Origin of the sequence: Caballeronia sp. RCC_10, from assembly GCF_041360715.1 — a bacterium.
Taxonomy (GTDB): domain Bacteria; phylum Pseudomonadota; class Gammaproteobacteria; order Burkholderiales; family Burkholderiaceae; genus Caballeronia; species Caballeronia grimmiae.
Genome location: NZ_JBFUPT010000092.1, coordinates 1 through 2,835, shown reverse-complemented (window position 1 = coordinate 2,835; position 2,835 = coordinate 1). Strand labels below are relative to the sequence as shown.

The 2,835-nt window shown below is 56.8% G+C and carries 3 protein-coding genes; 2 read left to right on the top strand and 1 reads right to left on the bottom strand.

What is annotated here, in order from left to right; all coding sequences use genetic code 11:
• Positions 1 to 290: hypothetical protein (locus AB6804_RS31715; protein WP_370889815.1), on the top strand; the 290-nt coding region annotated here is incomplete at its 5' end.
• Positions 291 to 651: 361 nt separating this feature from the next.
• Here AB6804_RS31715 and AB6804_RS31710 read toward each other — a convergent pair.
• Positions 652 to 1,401, bottom strand: a complete 750-nt coding sequence (locus tag AB6804_RS31710; protein ID WP_370889814.1) for a glutathione S-transferase family protein — start codon at positions 1,399 to 1,401, stop codon at positions 652 to 654.
• An 893-nt stretch (positions 1,402 to 2,294) separates the two neighbouring features.
• Here AB6804_RS31710 and AB6804_RS31705 point away from each other — a divergent pair.
• Complete coding sequence (locus tag AB6804_RS31705) at positions 2,295 to 2,453, top strand: hypothetical protein (protein WP_370889813.1); 159 nt, start codon at positions 2,295 to 2,297, stop codon at positions 2,451 to 2,453.
• Positions 2,454 to 2,835: the final 382 nt, after the last annotated feature.

Below are 2,835 nucleotides of genomic sequence, written 5' to 3'. Positions count from 1 at the left end.
TCTGTTCTTCCGTGAATCGGCTCTTCTTCATGACTTCCATTCCTCCGTTGGAAGCCATTCTCTCAAGTTTCAACCGGCCCGATATTCGCCAGGCAGCTCACTTCGAACTCGTCGTTCAAAAGCGGTCACTCGAATTCAGCGGCTCGGAAGCGGACAGTCGGCAGTGCGTACTTCATCCGACTTCCCGTGTCCTCTCGGCGACGGGCCGACACTGCGCTAATACCTGCCCGCAAAGGCCGAATGCCAAAATCAAGACCGCGAGGTTCACGAGCAGAGACTGCCGCGAATGAGGTGCGCATTTGCGTGTCTTCATGAACCCATCCTGTAGGCAACTTGGCCCTGTTGCTTCCGGCACGAGATTGCCGAGATCAAAGCAGAGGGGAATTTAAATTATTGCCCATCAACTCGCCTGTCGGTACGTCGTCGTACGGCACAGCACGCTTGCCTGCAGCTCTCGGCGAATGTGCCGATCAACGGGCCGACGCCGACCCGCTTTGCGGCTCGACGCGGCATCTTTGAACGACTGCATCCGCGTGCGGACGCGACTTCCGAACGACGTCGTGTGGCGGAGCCCAGCGTCCCTAGATGGCCGGATTGCGCCTGAAGGTTCGGGTGGATGGGGTCGTGATTCGATCGCTGTCGAAGTCTCAGCTAACCTGCGGACTGCGATGCCCAATCGCTGAAGCTGGGCCCGTCGTAGATTGTTTTAAGGCTCGCCCACTCCACCTCAGCGGCGGTTGCATAGGTGACGCCCGGTTCCCACCAAAGCGCGCCCTCCTGCCGGAAAGACGGTCGTCTCTCCATTCGCGCCACCAACGACTCGAGCTTGGGTCGGCCTGGATCTCGCCACGATAGTCTCAATGGTCGACGTTCAATGAAGTGGCAAAAACATGCGAGCAGGATGTCCTGAGCCGAAACGACGCCGGGGACGAAAGCGCCGTCGACACCGATGAGTTGATCCTCGAACCAATCGAGAAGATGCTGATTGCGAATGGCACATCGCGCGGCGTGTTCATTCTCTTCATGCCGGACTCCGGACCATTGCAGTTGTGACACCGTCGTCGTCGAAACGCCGAAGGTTTGCAACGTGGCCAGGACAAGCTTATCGTGCCAGCCTTCCGCAGCGCGGACATATTCAGCGGCCAGCGGCGCCATGCCTTGTTGCGCAGGACGACCGGCATAGTTGGAGATGAGATAGTCGATGATCACGGCGGAATCCCATAAAGTCAGGTCGCCGTCAACCAGGGTAGGCACCTGCAGGGTGGGCGCCACCTTCGCACGTTCGTCGGCGCTAGGTGTCGTGTACGTTTCCGCCCGCTCGAAGTCAAGCCCTTTCTCGACAAGCACGATGCGTACGGCACGCGCGAACGGCGATCCTGTCGTGAAGAACAGCTTGCGCATGGTTCCCCCATGAAACAGTCTCGTTGAAAGCGCCGACGGATGCCCTCCTGGTCCAAGCGTTGGCACGGGATCGCCTGCTAACACGTAGGCCGGAGCCTTCCGACGACCGCACGCAAAGGCAATCGACGAAAACTTCGAACGCCTAACTCCGCCCTCTCTCAAGCGAGTTCCGAAAGAAGGTACATTACATATGAGTACCGCACAGAGTCTAGCGGCTCCAGAGCCGGCCAGGCGGCCAACCGACTCACCAAATTTAGCGAAACTAGCTGGCGTCGATATGCGCCACGCGGACCCGCCGACGAGCTTAAGGCGGGCGATGTTCTCAAGCAAGCGCTTCAACGGCCTCACCGCCGGTCGGATTTCGATTAAATCGCGCCTTTCAGCAGCCCAGGCGCGCACCTCCATATGCCGGTCGCGGACGCAAACGGTCGAGTTGTCGGTGGCCACGTTCTCCATGGCTGCCGCGGCAGACGCCCATGCGTCTTCCGGGAAACCGTTGCAAGTCGTCCGCGTTGGCCTTCATATTCCGCCGTTACTCGCTGTCCAGCGCTCGCCGATACGCCATGCTGGCTATCGAGCATTTGAAAGCCGGAACCAGCTCGTTTCGTCCAAGTCGAGCGATTGCCCAATAATAGAGGCTGTTCAGTATCATTAATAAAATACTCTCGCGCGTATCAGTAATTAGCGACTTGTTTTTAACGATAGGTCGTTTGTTAATAGCGAGCAAAAGCATTTTATTGAACTGTGCCGGGTAAACCCGGAACCATATCTCCTGTGCAGACCTTTTGTTGGATTAAAAGGTTCAAACGTCTGGATTAAGTCGGCGCCAATTTTCCCGGTTTCGTCGCGAGAAGTAACCGCAGCGTCGACAAGTGCGATAGCGAGGCATGCCCATGACAGAGACGTTTGTTGGATGCGCGGTTTCCGGCGCCGCAATGCTGGTATCCATCCCGTTGATCTTCCAGCATTATGTTCGCGAACACCAACGCGAGATTCTGCTTCGACGCTTGCGCGATTACGCATTGTCATCAACGGTCGATGCAGCTGAATAACTCCTCTTCGCGTGGGCGCCTAATGAACGCGAATGCACTGGCCCGAAGCGGGCTTCTCCACATCGAAGCCGTTTAGACACGATTAGAAACATCCTCTGGCGAAAAAATCGTCTTTCGCAGTTCGTTCGTACGGACCCTGAATACTGGAAGACATGCGTCCTCGAAATGCGCGCCCACAGCGTCGAGGCAGACGTCGAATCGCGGGCCGACAAGCTGCTTAAACGCCTGTCTGCAATCGAATAGAGCATTCTAGCGGAGAGACAGATGGAAAGCGGCGAGGTTGTTTATATAAATTTCGTTCTTAGCAGGTTGCTGAAATACAGGTGCTTCTGAAGCAGCTTTGGTCTGTCGCCGCGGCCTTTGCCGCGATTTTCGCAATGTG

Coding starts and splice junctions, on each gene's coding strand:
- AB6804_RS31705 (WP_370889813.1), top strand. CDS start 2,295: ATGACAGAGACGTTTGTTGGATGCGCGGTTTCCGGCGCCGCAATGCTG.
- AB6804_RS31710 (WP_370889814.1), bottom strand. CDS start 1,401: ATGCGCAAGCTGTTCTTCACGACAGGATCGCCGTTCGCGCGTGCCGTA.